This window comes from Streptomyces caeni (assembly GCF_042678285.1).
In the GTDB taxonomy this organism is placed as follows: Bacteria; Actinomycetota; Actinomycetes; order Streptomycetales; family Streptomycetaceae; genus Streptomyces; species Streptomyces caeni.
This window is the reverse complement of sequence record NZ_JBHUDX010000028.1, coordinates 75,598-89,777: the sequence shown is the minus strand read 5'-3', so window position 1 is coordinate 89,777 and position 14,180 is coordinate 75,598. Positions and strand designations below refer to the sequence as shown.

The window sequence follows — 14,180 nt, the reverse complement described above, 5'->3', positions numbered from 1 at the left end:
CCCTTCAGTGTCTGTCATGGTCATTCACCCCGCTGACTAGCGGCGCTTCGACTTCCGGTCTTCCTTGACGTGACCCCGGAAGGTGCGCGTCGGCGAGAACTCGCCGAGCTTGTGGCCGACCATCGACTCGGTGACAAACACCGGGATGTGGGTCTTGCCGTTGTGCACCGCGATCGTGTGGCCGAGCATGGCCGGGACGATCATCGAGCGGCGGGACCAGGTCTTGATGACGTTCTTGGTACCGGCTTCGTTCTGCACGTCCACCTTCTTCATCAGGTGGTCGTCGACGAAGGGTCCCTTCTTCAAGCTACGAGGCATCTCAACCCGTCCTTAGCGCTTCTTGTTCGTCTTGCGGCGGCGGACGATGTACTTGTTGCTCGCCTTCTTGGGAGAACGAGTACGGCCTTCCTTCTGACCCCACGGGGACACCGGGTGGCGGCCACCGGAGGTACGGCCCTCACCACCACCGTGCGGGTGGTCGACCGGGTTCATGACCACACCACGCACGGTGGGGCGGACGCCCAGCCAGCGCTTGCGGCCGGCCTTGCCCCAGTTGATGTTGCTCTGCTCGGCGTTGCCGACCTCGCCGACGGTGGCGCGGCAGCGCACGTCGACCAGGCGGATCTCACCGGAGGGCATGCGGAGGTGGGCCATCGCGCCCTCCTTCGCGAGCAGCTGCACCGACGCGCCGGCGGAGCGGGCGAACTTGGCGCCGCCGCCCGGACGCAGCTCGATGGCGTGCAGCGTCGTACCGACCGGGATGTTGCGCAGGGCCAGGTTGTTGCCCGGCTTGATGTCGGCCCCGGGACCGTTCTCGACGCGGTCGCCCTGGCTGAGGCCACGCGGCGCGAGGATGTAGCGCTTCTCGCCGTCCGCGTAGTGCAGCAGCGCGATGCGCGCGGTGCGGTTGGGGTCGTACTCGATGTGCGCGACCTTCGCCGGCACGCCGTCCTTGTCGTGACGACGGAAGTCGATCACGCGGTAGGCGCGCTTGTGGCCACCACCCTGGTGGCGGACGGTCACTCGGCCCGAGTTGTTACGGCCACCCTTGCTGTGCAGGGGGCGGACCAGCGACTTCTCCGGCGTGGACCGCGTGACCTCGACGAAGTCGGCGACGCTGGCGCCACGACGGCCCGGCGTAGTCGGCTTGTACTTGCGGATTCCCATTTCTCAGTCCTCGTCCGATATCGGACGATCCGACCCGCTTACGCGGTCGGACCGCCGAAGATGTCGATGCGGTCGCCCTCGGCGAGGGTCACGATCGCGCGCTTGGTGGCGGCACGCTGGCCGAAGCCCGTGCGGGTCCGCTTGCGCTTGCCCTGGCGGTTGATCGTGTTGACCCCGGTGACCTTGACCGAGAAGACCGACTGCACGGCCTCCTTGATCTGAGTCTTGTTGGCACGCGGGTCGACGATGAACGTGTACTTGTTCTCGTCGAGGAGCGCGTAGCTCTTCTCGGACACGACCGGCTTCAGCAGGACGTCACGGGGGTCCGTGTACGCCTTGCTCGCCGGGGTGACGACGGTGTTCTTGCCCTCGGTGGCATGGCGCCTCGCCTTGGCGACGCGCGCGGCCTTGGCGGCCTTGGCGGCCTTCGAGGCGATGCTCGGGTGACGCGTGGCCATCAGACGTCGCTCCCTTCGGTGTCGTTGGCCTTCGGGCCGGCGACGAAGGACTCGAGAGCGGCCTGGGTGAAGACCACGTCGTCCGAGACGATCACGTCGTACGTGTTCAGCTGGCCCGGCTCCAGGATGTGCACCTGGGGCAGGTTGCGAGCGGACAGCAGGGCCTTCTCGTTCTCGCGCTCGACGACCAGCAGCACGTTCTTGCGCTCGCTGATCTTGCCGAGGAGAGCCTTGGCGGCCTTGGTGGAGATGTCCGACTCGACCACGTCGGTGACGACGTGGATGCGGTTGTTGCGGGCCCGGTCGGTGAGGGCGTGGCGCAGGGCCGCGGCCTTCATCTTCTTCGGGGTCCGCTGCGAGTAGTCGCGCGGCACGGGACCGTGCACGACGCCACCACCGGCGAACTGCGGCGCGCGGGTCGAACCCTGGCGGGCGCGACCGGTGCCCTTCTGGCGGTACGGCTTCTTGCCGCCACCACGGACCTCGCCACGCGTCTTCGTCTTGTGCGTGCCCTGGCGGGCAGCGGCCAGCTGCGCGACGACGACCTGGTGGATCAGCGGGATGCTGACCTTCTCAACGCCGAAGATCTCCGCGGGGAGCTCGACGGTACCGGCCTTCTCGCCCGCCGGCGAAAGGATGTCAACAGTGCTCATCGGTTACCTCAGGCCCCCTTGGCCGCGGTGCGGACCAGGACGAGGCCGCCGTTCGGACCGGGAACCGCGCCCTTGATGAGCAGCAGACCCTTCTCCGCGTCAACGGCGTGGACGGTCAGGTTCTGGGTGGTGACCCGCTCGTTGCCCATGCGACCCGCCATGCGGAGGCCCTTGAACACACGGCCCGGGGTGGCGCAGCCACCGATGGAACCGGGGGAGCGGTGCTTGCGCTGGGTGCCGTGACCGGCGCCGAGGCCCTTGAAGTTGTGACGCTTCATGACACCGGCGAAGCCCTTGCCCTTGCTCTTGCCGGTGACGTCGACCTTCTGCCCGGCCTCGAACACCTCGGCGGTGATCTCCTGGCCGAGGGTGTACTCGGAGGCGTCCGCGGTGCGGATCTCGACGAGGTGACGGCGGGGGGTGACGTCGGCCTTGGCGAAGTGGCCCTTGAGGGGCTTGTTCACCTTGCGCGGGTCGATCTCGCCGAAGGCGATCTGGACGGACTCGTAGCCGTCGGCGTCGTTCGTGCGGACCTGGGTCACGACGTTCGGGCCGGCCTTGACGACGGTCACGGGGACGACGCGGTTGCTCTCGTCCCAGACCTGCGTCATGCCGAGCTTCTCGCCCAGGATGCCCTTGATCTGCTTAGCCATCTCTTCAGATCACCGGCCTCAGAGCTTGATCTCGATGTCGACACCGGCCGGCAGGTCGAGTCGCATCAGAGAGTCAACGGTCTTGGGGGTCGGGTCGAGGATGTCGATCAGGCGCTTGTGGGTGCGCATCTCGAAGTGCTCGCGCGAGTCCTTGTACTTGTGCGGCGACTTGATGACGCAGTACACGTTCTTCTCAGTGGGCAGCGGCACCGGGCCCGCGACCGACGCACCGGTACGGGTCACCGTCTCGACGATCTTCTTCGCCGAGGAGTCGATGACCTCGTGGTCGTAGGCCTTGAGCCGGATGCGGATCTTCTGTCCCGCCATGGCTACTTCGTAGTCCTGTCTCTCTTACGCTCCGGAACCCGGTGTCCCCATCCCCCGTCTCCGACCCACGCGGTCGGGCGTGTCGCGCTCCCGCTGACACAGATGCCCCTTGACCGAGCATCCCTGCCGGGGGAACACGGCCCTTCCGGAGCCGTGAGACCGAGGGCGAAGGCCCACCGGGTGCCTGGCCGGCGCCGCGCCCACGCTTCCCGGAAGATTCCCGTACGTCCGCCCCAGCGCTGCCGTGAGGCAGTTAGGACGACGAGTACTGTGGGACTCGCTTCCGGTCCTCCCGGCGGGAGGCGCGCAGCATCAACACTCGACCGAGCAACCCCGCTAGTCTGCCACAGCGGGCGGGGGGCTGGCCAATCGGGCGGAAGAGGGTACCCCGGGCGTCACGTGGGTCAAACCGCGGCCGCCGTCCGACGGCCACGGCATCCTCGCCCGGCCTCGACGGGCGCGGCGGTCTCGCCCTCCTCGCGCGGCCTCCCGCGCGGCCTCTGCCCGCTCCCGCCGAAGCAGCGCGTGCCGTCGTCCGGCCGGATCGCCGGCGCGCCGACACGGGCGCCCCGCGTCGACGCGCGCCTTCGGAGCGCGCCGGGCCCGCCACCGGACCGCGGGGTGTGAGCGACATGCGAAGCAGTGCGGCGCCCGGGCGCCGGCCCGCCATCACCCAGGTCAGCTCACGGGCGGTGACGGCAGGGGCCGGGTGGCGATCTCCTGCGCTTCGGCCGGCGCCATGCCGAACATGCACAGGAGACGGAAGGCCAGTCGATCGGTGACGCGCTCGGCGTCCAGGTCGGGGCGCGTCTCCAGCAGATGCAGCACGCCGAGCAGCGCCCCGCCGACCATGGCCACGGCGGTGTACGCGTCGTCGATGTCCAGTCGTCCGCTGTCGGCGGCGGCCTGCAGGTCCCGCATCGCCTGCGGGGCCAGGCCGCCGTCGGAGGTCAGATAGGACATACCGGTGCGCACGAGAATTCTCGCCATCTGCGGGTGGGTGCGCTGCAGCCGGCCGGTCAGGCGGACGCTGGCGGCGAAGACCTCGGCCGGATCCTTCAGGTCTCCCACGACGGAGTCCAGAAGAGCACCGTGTTCCTCCAGGGTGAGGGCGACGGCGGCGTCGAACAGCTCGTCCTTGCTGGTGAAGTGGTTGTAGAAGGACCCGAAGCCGACGTCCGCCGCCTCGGTGATCTCCTGGATGCTCACATCGGCCCGGCCCTGCTCGGCGAGGAGCCGCTGCGCGGCGGCGACCAGCGCGGCCCGGGTACGCGCCTTGCGCCGGTCCAGGCGGTTGGGCGCATGGCTGGGCGTCCGGCTGTCGGCCCCGCCCTGTCCGTCGGTACTCATCCCACCACCTTACCGAATGGATCAGTGCATGGATCAGTGCTGATGATTACATCAGTAACGATGACCCTTGACGAGAATGCCATCTGTATTGATGCTTTCATCACTACTGACCGTGGCTTGCTCGTGAGGGCGGTCCGGTCGACGCCTGTCCAGGACTCAGGAGAGCCGATGAGTATCCAGGTCGTCCGCACCACAGACGGCTGGTGGGTGGAGAGCGGCACGGGACGGCTGCACCGCGTCGGCACCGACGCGACCACCACCGCCGGCCTGCTCGCCGACCGCCCGGCCGTCCGGGAGGCGGCCGCCCGCGCCGCGGCGGACCCCGACGCCGGGCCTCCCGTCGCAGGAGGAGACCTGCTGTCGCCCGTCACCACCCCCTGCCGGGTGGTGGCGCAGATGGTCAACTACCGTTCCCACGCGACGGATTCCGGATTCGACCCGGACACCGTCCCGCCCGCCTTCTTCCGCAAGGCGTCCGGATCCGTCAGCGGTCCCTACCAGGACATCGTGCGGCCACCGCACGTGCGCTTCCTGGACTACGAGGTCGAGCTCGGGCTGGTGATGGGCGCGGCCCTACCGGTCGGCGCCGAGGTCACCGATTCCTCTCTGCCGGAGTTCGTCGCCGCGCTGGTCGTGGCCGACGACGTCAGCGCGCGTGACCTGCAGCTGCCCAAGACGCAGTTCTACGAGTCCAAGTCGTACCCCACCTTCACCCCCCTGGGCCCGCGGCTGCTCCTGGTGGACGCCGACGACCTGGCCCGCCTGCCGGACCTGCGTCTCACCCTGAAGGTCAACGGAGCCACCCGGCAGGACCGCACCACCACGGACATGATCGTCCGGCCCGCACGCGCCCTCAGCCTGCTGGCCCGCTTCCAGACCCTGCAGCCCGGTGACGTCCTGCTCACCGGAACTCCCGGCGGCACCGCCCTGAAGTCCCCCGGCAGGCTCCTGGCCACGCTCGCCGCCCTGCTGCCCCCGCACAAGCGCTGGCAGAAGTTCTTCGCCCGCCAGCGGGCCAACCCCGATTACCTGAAGGACGGCGACGTCGTCACGGCCCGCATCGCGACGGACGACGGCGCACTGGATCTCGGCGAGCAGCGCACGGTGGTGCGCGTCCGCTGACGACTCCCGGGCCCCCGCCCGGGACCGGCCCGACCGGCTCCCCGTACCAGTCGGCCCCTTGCCCCCATCCCTCACCCTGCAAAGGCGCACCGGTGACACTCACACCCACCGACCTGCTGTGGCCCGCCTGCGACAGCCCCGCGGACCTGACCGCCATCGAGGCCGTCCCGCTCCATGAACGCGGCCTGCCCGCCACCACCTACGACACCCTGCTGCGCGCCGCCCGTCTGTGGCCCGACCAACCGGCCCTGACGGTGCTGCCCGACGCCGCGCGCTTCCTGCGCCCCGCCACCACGACCTTCGCGCAGCTGCGCGACCAGGTGCACCGCACCGCCAACCTGCTGCGCTCGCTCGGCGTCACCCGCCATGCGGCCGTGGGCCTGCTCGCGCCGAACACCGCGGAGCTGCCCGCCGCCCTGCTGGCCGCGCAGGCCGCGGGCATCGCCGCCCCGGTGAACCCGGGCCTGGCCGCCGAGCACATCGAGCAGCTGCTGCGGCGCGGCGGCGCACGGGTGCTCATCGCCGCCGGTCCGCAGCTGGACGCGCAGGTGTGGACCGCGGCACGGCAGGTGGCCGCGGCCCTGGGCCTGGACGCGTTGCTGGCCCTGGCCCCCACCGCGGCCGAGGACCCGGCCCCCGCTCTGGAGCCCGTCGAGGGCGTACGCGTGGGCTACCTCGCGGAGCTCGCCGCGCCCCATCCCGCCGACAAGCTGGTGGACATCGAGCCCCCGGCCGCCGACGACCTGGCCGCCTACTTCCACACCGGGGGCACCACCGGCACTCCCAAGCTCGCCGCGCACACGCACACCAACGAGGTCGTCGACGCCTGGACGGTGGCCGCGAGCACTCCCCTGGACGAGGACTCGGTGATGTTCGCGGCGCTGCCCTTGTTCCACGTCAACGCCCTGGTCGTCACCCTGCTCGGCCCGCTGCTGCGCGGCCGGCGGGTGGTGTGGGCCGGGCCGCTGGGCTACCGCGATCCCGAGCTGTACGGGGTGTTCTGGAAGCTGGTGGAGCACTACCGCATCGCCGCCATGTCGGCGGTGCCCACCGTGTACTCCGTCCTGGCCCACCTCCCCGTCGACGCGGACATCTCCAGCATGCGGTTCGCCGCCGTCGGCGCCTCCCCGCTGCCGCCCGCCGTGCGGGAGTCGTTCGAGAAGCACACCGGCATCCCGCTGTGCGAGGGCTACGGGCTGACCGAGGCGACCTGTGCCTCCACCCTCGGCCTGCCCGGTCGCACCCGGCCCGGCACCGTCGGCCGGCGCCTGCCCTACCAGCAGGTCAAGACCGTGCGGATCGACCCGGACACCGGCGAGTGGCACGACCTGCCGCCAGGCGCCACCGGAGTACTGGCCGTCAGCGGCCCCGTGGTCTTCGCCGGCTACGTCGCCGAGCACACCCCGCGAGGGCCGCGTCTGGAGACCGCGGGGAAGATCCGCGACGGCTGGCTGGACACGGGCGACCTGGCCCGTATCGACGCCGACGGCTTCATCTCGCTCGCCGGCCGCGCCAAGGACCTGATCATCCGCGGGGGCCACAACATCGACCCGGCCGGGATCGAGGACGCCCTCCTCGCCCACCCCGAGGTCACCGCCGCCGCGGCGGTCGGCCGTCCCGACCCGCACGCCGGTGAGGTGCCCGTCGCCTACGTCACCCTCGCCCCCGGCGCCGCGGCCGACCCCGCCGAGTTGCTCGCCTGGGCCACCGAACGGGTCCCCGAACGCGCCGCCGCCCCGCGGGAGGTGCTCGTGATCGACGCCATCCCGCTCACCGCCGTCGGCAAGCCCTACAAGCTCGGCCTGCGCCTGGACGCCACCCGCCGCGCGGTCCGTGCCGAACTGGCGGCGCAGGGCGCGGACTGCGACCCGGAACTCATCGTGTGCCGGCCGCACGACGGCGGTGTCCGGGTCACGGTGCCCGCACCGGCCGACGAAGCGGTACGGCGCAGGGTCGCCGAGGCCCTCGACCGGTACGTCCTGCACTGGCAGTACGCCCCCCGCCCCGTCGCCTGAACCGGGGCGCGGTGCCCGCACCCGCCGACGAAGCGGTACGGCGCAGGGTCGCCGAAGCCCTCGACCGGTACGTCCTGCACTGGCAGTACGCCCCCCGCCCCGTCGCCTGAACCGGGGCGCGGCGACCCGCTTCCGGACGGCCCCGAGCCATCCCCTTCCGCACAGAGAGCACCTCCATGAGTACCCTCACCGCCGTCCTGGCCGTCCTCCTCGCCGGGGTCTTCCTCCTCCTGGGGGCGGCCAAGCTCGCGGCAGTCGCCGCGATGCGCCAGGCCGCAGCCCACGTCGGCATGACCACCAACCGCTACCGCCTGCTGGGCGCCATGGAGGTGGCGGCAGCGGCCGGGCTGCTGACCGGCCTGCGGATCCCCGCGCTCGGTGCCGCCGCCTCGACGGGCCTGATCCTGCTCATGACCGGGGCCGTCGTCGTCCACCTGCGCGCCGGCGACCCGGCCGCCCGCTGTCTGCCGGCCGTCGTCATGGGCGCCCTGGCCGCAGCCCATCTCGCCCTGCTGGCCGGCGGCTAGCAGGCCCGTACAACGGGGCCGCGCCGTCAGCGGGCGCGGCCGTGACCGTCCAGCCACCCGCCAGCACCGAGAAGAGCACCACCATGAGCCGCATCGACGTCCACCAGCATCTGCTGCCCCCGGTCTATACACGATGGCTGAGGTCCAAGGGCATCGACGCTCCCGGCGGCCGCCAACTGCCGCAGTGGAGCCCGCAGCACGCCATCGCCCTGATGGACACGTACGCCATCGGAACCGCAACGCTGTCCCTGTCCACCCCCGGCACCTGGCTGGGCGACGGTGCCGAGGCAGCTGAAATGGCCCGGCAGGTCAACGAGTTCGGCGCGGAACTCGTCAAGGACCGCCCCGACCGGTTCGGTTACTTCGCCACCGTCCCGCTGCCCGACCTGGACGCCGCCGTACACGCCGCCACCCACGCCCTGGACGAACTGGCCGCCGACGGCGTCGTACTGCTCGCCAACACCGACGGTATCTACCTGGGCCACCCCGGCCACGACCCGCTCCTGGCCGAACTGGACCGGCGCGCCGCCGTCGTCTTCGTCCATCCCTCGGAACTACCCGCACCGCCCGTCCCCGGGCTGCCGCCGTTCGCCGCGGACTTCCTCCTCGACACCACCCGCGCCGCGGCCAACCTGGTCCTGCACGGCATCCCGCGCCGCTACCCCAACCTGAAGATCATCCTGTCCCACGCCGGCGGATTCCTCCCGTACGCCGCCCACCGGATCACCGCCGCCCTGGTCGCCGAGACCGGCCGCGGCTACGAGGAGATCCTCGAGGACCTGCGCGGCTTCTGGTTCGACACCGCCCTGTCCGGCAGCCCCACCGCGCTGCCCAGCCTGCTGGCCTTCGCCCGCGCCGAGCGGGTGCTCTTCGGAACCGACTGGCCCTTCGCACCCGAACTCGCCGTCGCCCACTTCACCGGCGAGTACGACCGCTACCCCGCCCTCGACGCCGCTGGCCGCCACGCCATCGACCGGGGCAACGCACTACCGCTGTTCCCCCGCCTCTCCTGAGCCGTCCCCACCCACCCCACGCCCCGAGCCGCAACACCCCACGGAGTACCCATGAACGACATCGACATCGACATCGACGTCCCCGTCCTCATCGTCGGCGGCGGTGGTGCGGGGCTCACCGCCTCCATGCTGCTCAGCCGCATCGGCATCGAGTCCCTGCTCGTCACCGCCTGGCCCAGCACCTCCGTCCTGCCCAAGGCCCACGTCCTCAACCAGCGCGCCATGGAGGTCATGCGCGACGCCGGCGCGGCCGACGCCATCCACGCCGCCTCCACCCCGGCCGAGCAGATGTCCCACACCGCCTGGTACGTCGGCCTGGCCGGCGACCACGAGGACTACGGCCGCCGGGTCGCCAAGATGGAGGCATGGGGGGCCGGCGGCGCCTCCCCCGAGTGGCTCGCGGCCAGTCCCGAGCGGCAGGCCAACCTGCCCCAGATCCGCCTGGAGCCGCTCCTGCGCGCCCGCGCCGAGGAACTCGCGCCCGGCCGGGTCCGCTTCCACCACGAGCTGACCGGACTCACCCAGGACGACGAGGGTGTCACCGCCACCGTCACCGACCGCGGCACCGGGCAGACCTACCGGGTGCGGGCCCGCTACCTGTTGGGCTGTGACGGCGGCCGCACCGTCGGACCCGCCGTGGGCATCGTCCAAGAGGGCGTGCGCGATCTCGCCCGCGTGGTCTCCTTCCACATCTCCGCCGACCTGTCCCGCTGGGCACGCGATCCGGAGGTGCTGATCCGCTGGCTGTGGCTGCCCGGCCTCGGCATCCCCGGCGTTCTCGTGCCCATGGGCCCCGACCATTGGGGACCCGAGTCCGAGGAGTGGGTCTTCCACCTCAACTACGGGGCTGAGGACGGCCGTGCGCTGGACGACGACGCCGTGCTCGCCGACCTGCGCACGGCGCTCGGGCTGGCCGGGGACCAGGTGACGGTCCACATGATCTCCCGCTGGTCCCTGGAGGGTGTGGTCGCCGACCGCTACCGCGCCGGCCGCGTCCTGATCGCCGGCGACGCCGCCCACCGCCACCCGCCCACCGGCGGTCTCGGCCTGACCTCGGCCATGCACGACGTGCAGAACCTCACCTGGAAGCTCGCGGCCGTACTGAACGGCCATGCCGGTGACGCCCTGCTGGACACCTACGAGCCCGAGCGGCGCCCGGCGGACGCCACCAACGTCCAGCGCTCGCTGGAGAACGCCATGAACCACATCGCGATCAACGCCCTCTTCGGCGGCGGTCCGGAGGCCGGCGAGGAGGAGAACTGGCGTCAGGCCCGCCGCCTGTGGAGCGGGGACCCCGCCGACGCCGAGTTCCGCCGCACCTTCCTGGCCGCCGTGGCCGCCCAGTCCATGGAGTTCAACGAACTGGCCGTCGAGTTCGGCTACACCTACGACTCCGCGGCGATCGTCCCCGACGGCACTCCCGCACCCGAGAACCCCGATCCCGTCCGCATCTACCGGCCCGCCGCCCGCCCCGGACACCCGCTGCCGCACGCCTGGCTGGAGGACCTGGACGGAAACCGCGTGGCCCTGGCCCGTCTGGTCCGGCCCGGCCGCTTCCTGCTGATCGCCGGCGAGGACGGCCAGGCCTGGTGCGAGGCCGCCGAGAAGATCGCCGCCGGGAGCGGGCTGCCGCTGGACGCGATCCGCCTGGGCCACCTCGACGGCGACTACCGGGACCTGCGCTCCACCTGGACCGCCGCACGCGGCCACAGCCCGCAGGGCGCCGTCCTGGTGCGCCCGGACCGCTTCATCGGCTGGCGCGCCCACGGCGCGGCCACCGACCCGGTCGCCGAGCTCACCACCGCACTCGACACCCTGCTCGCCCGGTAGGGACCGCTCGCCTTCCACGCCACCCGGCCCGCCGATCGCCGCCGCGGTCGGCGGGCCGGGCCCCGGCCTCACCCCCGCCCCCCTGGAGCCACAGGAAGGGAATCCCCCGTGAACGACCCGGCATCCACCCCCGTCCCCACCGCCGACGCCCACCAGGGCCTGCACAGCGACCAGGGCGCCCTGCGCGGCGAACACCCCGGCCGCGCGCCCCGGCCCGTCATCAAGGTGGCCGACCTGGCCTGGCTGGAATTCACCAAGCCCGACCTGGACCGCGCCGAGACCTTCGCCCACGACTTCGGGCTGACCACCGCCGCCCGTACCCACGACGCCCTCTATCTGCGCGGCGCCATGACCGGCACTCACTGCCTGGTGATCCGCCGTGGCCCCGGCTCCCGGTTCATCGGCCCGGCCTTCCAGGCCGCCGACGCCGCCGACCTCGACCGGCTGGCCCGCGCCACCGGCCACAAGGTCCGCACCCTCACCGAGTACGGCGGCGGCCGCGCCGTCGACCTGCTCGACCCCTCCGGCATCCCGGTCCGCGTCGTGCACGGCGTCGCCGAGGAGCCCGCTCGGCCGCTGCAACGGCCCCTCGTCCTCAACACGGGCACCACCGCCACCGCCGCCCGCATCAACGCCGCCCAGCGCCCGCCCCGCCAACCCTCCCAGGTGCAGCGCCTGGGCCACGTCGTGCTCTCCAGCCGCGTCTTCCGGCGCGCCCTGGACTGGTACCTGCAGCACCTCGGGCTGATCGTCAGCGACTTCCTCTACCTGGACGGGCAGCGCGACCGCGGCCCCACCATGGCCTTCATCCGCTGCGACCGCGGCAGCGAACCCGCCGACCACCACACCCTGGCCATGCACCTCGGCCCCGACACCGGCTATGTCCACTCCGCCTACCAGGTCGCCGACCTCGACGCGCTGGCCGCCGGCGGCGAGTACCTGCGCGAACGCGGCTACCACCACTCCTGGGGCATCGGCCGGCACATCCAGGGCAGCCAGATCTTCGACTACTGGCGCGACCCCGACCGCTTCATGCTGGAGCACTACGCCGACGGCGACGTCTTCGACCACACGCTGGAACCCGGCTGGGCCCCCATGTCCGCCTCCGGCCTGGCCCAGTGGGGCCCGCCGGCCACCCGCGACTTCCTCGGCACCACTCCCTCGCCGAGAACGCTCCTGCAGGCGCTCTCCGCGCTGCGCGAGGACAACGAAATCGACCGTGCCCGTCTGCTGGGCCTGATGAAAGCCCTGGGCAAGTGAACACCACGGCCCCCGAGCATGTGCCCGTCGCGGTGATCGGTGCCGGGCCCACCGGCCTGACCTCCGCCGCCCTCCTCGCCCGCCACGGCGTGCCCGCCCTGGTCCTGGAACGCCACCGCGCCCCGTATCCGCTGCCGCGCGCCGTCCACCTGGACGACGAGGTACACCGCATCCTCCAGGCCATGGGCGTCCATGAGACGTTCGGCGCGATCACCCGCCCCGCCCGCGGCATGCGGCTGCTGGACCGTTCCCACCGGGTGCTGGCCGAGTTCCTGCGCGACAACGCCCGCGGCCGGCACGGTTTTCCCCAGGCCAACATGTTCGACCAGCCCGAACTCGAACGGCTGCTCAGGGACAACCTCACGCTCCAGCCCCTGGTCACGCTGCGCGGAGGCGTCGAGGTCACCGCCGTTACCCCGCCCCCGCACAGCGGCGCACCGGTGCGGGTGACCCTCCGGGACGAGGGCACCGGTGTGCCCCGCACGCTCCTGGCCGACGCCGTCCTGGGGTGCGACGGTGCCAACAGCCTGGTCCGCGCCTCCATCGGCTCCCGGATGCAGGACCTCGCCGCCCCCCAGCAGTGGCTCGTCGTCGATGTCCGCTGCCGCCTGCCGCTGCCCGCCTGGGACGGAGTCCACCAGATCTGCGACCCGCAGCGGGCGGCCACCTATATGCGTGTCGGCGAGGACCGCTACCGCTGGGAGTTCCGCCTGCGCACCGGCGAGCAGCCGCAGGAACTCACCGACCGCGGGCGTCTGCTCGCACTGATCGCCCCCTGGACGCCGGGCATCCCCGAGGACGAACTGCACGTCCTGCGCACCGCCTCCTACACCTTCCGCGCCCAGGTCGCCGACCGCTGGCGCAACGACCGCGTCTTCCTGCTCGGTGACGCCGCCCACCTCACCCCGCCCTTCATCGGGCAGGGAATGTGCGCGGGTGTGCGGGACGCCCACAACCTCACCTGGAAGCTCGCCCGCGTCCTCACCGGCCGCGCGAGCGAACCCCTGCTCGACACCTACCAGGCCGAACGCCAGCGTCACGCACGGCAGTTGATTCGCACCGCCGTGGCCGTCGGCGCCGTCATGACCGGCGGCGGAACGGGCACCGCACTGGCCCGCAATGCCGTCCTGCCCGCGCTCTCCCGTCTGCCGGGCGCCTCCCGCCTCGTCCTGTCCGCCGTCAGCCCACCGCTGAGACCGGGTCCCCTGGCCGGCCCCCGCCGCCCGGGCCACCCGCGCCCCGGGACGCTGTGCCCCCAGCCCCTCGTACCCGGCGCCGACGGCACTCCCCGCCCACTGGACGAGCTGCTCGGCGACGGCTTCGCGCTCCTGACCACCGAGCCGCTCGGTCCCGCCCTGCACGCGCTCGTGCGAACGCTGGACGCCCGCGTCGTCCACCTGGGCACCCCCCGGCACCAACAGCCCGGCACCGGCGGCGCCGAGCACCCCGCCGCACCGGGCACCAGCGCCCTGATCCACTGGATGGGCACCGCGGGTGCCGTCCTGCTCCGCCCCGACCGGGTCGTCCTCGCCACCGCGGCCCGGCCCCGCCCCGGTACGGCCTGCGGAGACGACCTGGCAGCCGCCACCGCCGCCTGGGCACCCCTGTTGTGCAGCAGCGCCCGCCCAGCCGAAGGCAAACCCTCCAGCAGTTCACATGCGTGAATAAGAATCAACCAGTCGCCTGTTGACGCGTCTGTAGCAACTGCCGGCGGCTCCCTCGTCGTCACCTTCGGCGGCAAGGTCGTGACGCCGTAGCGGTCAGCGCCTCCGGCCCGAGCGCGGGCCGGAGGCCACTGCGCCGGG

The 14,180-nt window shown here is 72.1% G+C and carries 14 protein-coding genes; 7 read left to right on the top strand and 7 right to left on the bottom strand.

Annotation, left to right across the window (positions count from 1 at the left end; all coding sequences use genetic code 11):
* Nucleotides 1-36: 36 nt before the first annotated feature.
* From rpsS to ACFSL4_RS12040, 7 genes are all read right to left on the bottom strand, one after another.
* Entirely contained in the window at nucleotides 37-318 is a 282-nt protein-coding gene (gene rpsS, locus ACFSL4_RS12070; protein ID WP_086726223.1) for a 30S ribosomal protein S19, read from the bottom strand.
* Between the two features lie 12 nt (nucleotides 319-330).
* Complete coding sequence (gene rplB / locus ACFSL4_RS12065) at nucleotides 331-1,167, bottom strand: 50S ribosomal protein L2 (RefSeq protein ID WP_381081500.1); 837 nt, start codon at nucleotides 1,165-1,167, stop codon at nucleotides 331-333.
* 38 nt (nucleotides 1,168-1,205) lie between these two features.
* A complete protein-coding gene (rplW, locus tag ACFSL4_RS12060) occupies nucleotides 1,206-1,625 on the bottom strand; it encodes a 50S ribosomal protein L23 (RefSeq protein ID WP_381081498.1) in 420 nt (139 codons plus the stop codon).
* A complete protein-coding gene (gene rplD / locus ACFSL4_RS12055) occupies nucleotides 1,625-2,278 on the bottom strand; it encodes a 50S ribosomal protein L4 (protein WP_381081496.1) in 654 nt (217 codons plus the stop codon). The genes rplW and rplD overlap by 1 nt, the downstream gene beginning before the upstream one ends.
* An 8-nt stretch (nucleotides 2,279-2,286) precedes the next feature.
* Nucleotides 2,287-2,931: a 50S ribosomal protein L3 gene (gene rplC / locus ACFSL4_RS12050; RefSeq protein WP_381081494.1), complete on the bottom strand. Its 645-nt coding sequence runs from the start codon at nucleotides 2,929-2,931 to the stop codon at nucleotides 2,287-2,289.
* Nucleotides 2,932-2,949: 18 nt separating this feature from the next.
* Nucleotides 2,950-3,258: a 30S ribosomal protein S10 gene (rpsJ, locus tag ACFSL4_RS12045; RefSeq protein ID WP_003948644.1), complete on the bottom strand. Its 309-nt coding sequence runs from the start codon at nucleotides 3,256-3,258 to the stop codon at nucleotides 2,950-2,952.
* Between the two features lie 678 nt (nucleotides 3,259-3,936).
* Nucleotides 3,937-4,608: a TetR/AcrR family transcriptional regulator gene (locus tag ACFSL4_RS12040; RefSeq protein ID WP_381081492.1), complete on the bottom strand. Its 672-nt coding sequence runs from the start codon at nucleotides 4,606-4,608 to the stop codon at nucleotides 3,937-3,939.
* A 168-nt stretch (nucleotides 4,609-4,776) separates the two neighbouring features.
* On the opposite strand from ACFSL4_RS12040, the gene ACFSL4_RS12035 reads away from it, so the two are divergent.
* From ACFSL4_RS12035 to mhpA, 7 genes are all read left to right on the top strand, one after another.
* Nucleotides 4,777-5,730: a fumarylacetoacetate hydrolase family protein gene (locus tag ACFSL4_RS12035; RefSeq protein ID WP_381081490.1), complete on the top strand. Its 954-nt coding sequence runs from the start codon at nucleotides 4,777-4,779 to the stop codon at nucleotides 5,728-5,730.
* A gap of 92 nt (nucleotides 5,731-5,822) precedes the next feature.
* The gene (locus tag ACFSL4_RS12030; RefSeq protein WP_381081488.1) at nucleotides 5,823-7,745 is read left to right on the top strand and encodes an acyl-CoA synthetase; all 1,923 of its coding nucleotides are present in this window, start codon (nucleotides 5,823-5,825) and stop codon (nucleotides 7,743-7,745) included.
* Between the two features lie 176 nt (nucleotides 7,746-7,921).
* Complete coding sequence (locus tag ACFSL4_RS12025) at nucleotides 7,922-8,272, top strand: DoxX family protein (protein WP_381081486.1); 351 nt, start codon at nucleotides 7,922-7,924, stop codon at nucleotides 8,270-8,272.
* 83 nt (nucleotides 8,273-8,355) lie between these two features.
* On the top strand, nucleotides 8,356-9,285 hold the full coding sequence (locus ACFSL4_RS12020; RefSeq protein WP_381081484.1) for an amidohydrolase family protein: 930 nt from the start codon (nucleotides 8,356-8,358) through the stop codon (nucleotides 9,283-9,285).
* A gap of 51 nt (nucleotides 9,286-9,336) precedes the next feature.
* Nucleotides 9,337-11,115, top strand: coding sequence for an FAD-dependent monooxygenase (locus ACFSL4_RS12015; RefSeq protein ID WP_381081482.1), 1,779 nt, complete (start codon nucleotides 9,337-9,339; stop codon nucleotides 11,113-11,115).
* Between the two features lie 108 nt (nucleotides 11,116-11,223).
* Nucleotides 11,224-12,375: a VOC family protein gene (locus ACFSL4_RS12010; protein WP_381081480.1), complete on the top strand. Its 1,152-nt coding sequence runs from the start codon at nucleotides 11,224-11,226 to the stop codon at nucleotides 12,373-12,375.
* Nucleotides 12,372-14,039, top strand: a complete 1,668-nt coding sequence (gene mhpA / locus ACFSL4_RS12005) for a bifunctional 3-(3-hydroxy-phenyl)propionate/3-hydroxycinnamic acid hydroxylase MhpA (protein WP_381081478.1) — start codon at nucleotides 12,372-12,374, stop codon at nucleotides 14,037-14,039. Before ACFSL4_RS12010 ends, mhpA begins: the two co-directional genes overlap by 4 nt.
* The last annotated feature ends 141 nt before the right edge of the window (nucleotides 14,040-14,180 follow it).